Here is a 388-nt window from a genome sequence, read left to right as displayed (position 1 = left end):
CGCCGGCGAGCTCCTTCACGAGCGGGTAGAGCCTTTTCCCGGCAGATTGGCCTGCGACAGATAGGCCGTGGCCCGGCGCAGCACCTCGTTCTCCTGCTCTAACAACTTGATCCGACGCCGCGCCTCACGCAACTCGGTGGACTCGCCAGTGCTCTTGCCCTGCTTGGTGCCCTCGTCGATATCGGCCTGGCGCATCCACTTGTGCAAGGTCATCGGGTGTACACCGAAATCAGTGGCGATCTGCTCGATGGTTACACCGTCATCGCGGTTGCGAGCCACGCGCACGACATCGTCGCGGAACTCACGGGGATAGGGCCTTGCCATTGGGACATCCTTCCAGCTCGCTCGCCCCGAGCAAGCCAACTCAGATGTCACCTATTCGTGCAGC

At 62.4% G+C, this 388-nt stretch carries 1 protein-coding gene; it reads right to left on the bottom strand.

The window, feature by feature from the left end; translation table 11 throughout:
- Positions 1-15: 15 nt before the first annotated feature.
- Positions 16-324 (bottom strand): transposase, encoded by a 309-nt coding sequence (locus tag G154_RS27040; protein WP_019514121.1) that lies wholly within the window; start codon positions 322-324, stop codon positions 16-18.
- Between the last annotated feature and the right edge of the window lie 64 nt (positions 325-388).

Source organism: Mycobacterium sp. VKM Ac-1816D (genome assembly GCF_000416385.1).
GTDB classification, from domain to species: domain Bacteria; phylum Actinomycetota; class Actinomycetes; order Mycobacteriales; family Mycobacteriaceae; genus Mycobacterium; species Mycobacterium neoaurum_A.
This window is presented reverse-complemented; position numbering and strand designations above follow the sequence as displayed.

What these genes read in the sequence shown, in the direction of transcription:
- G154_RS27040 (WP_019514121.1), bottom strand. Translation starts at nt 324, where the DNA reads ATGGCAAGGCCCTATCCCCGTGAGTTCCGCGACGATGTCGTGCGCGTG.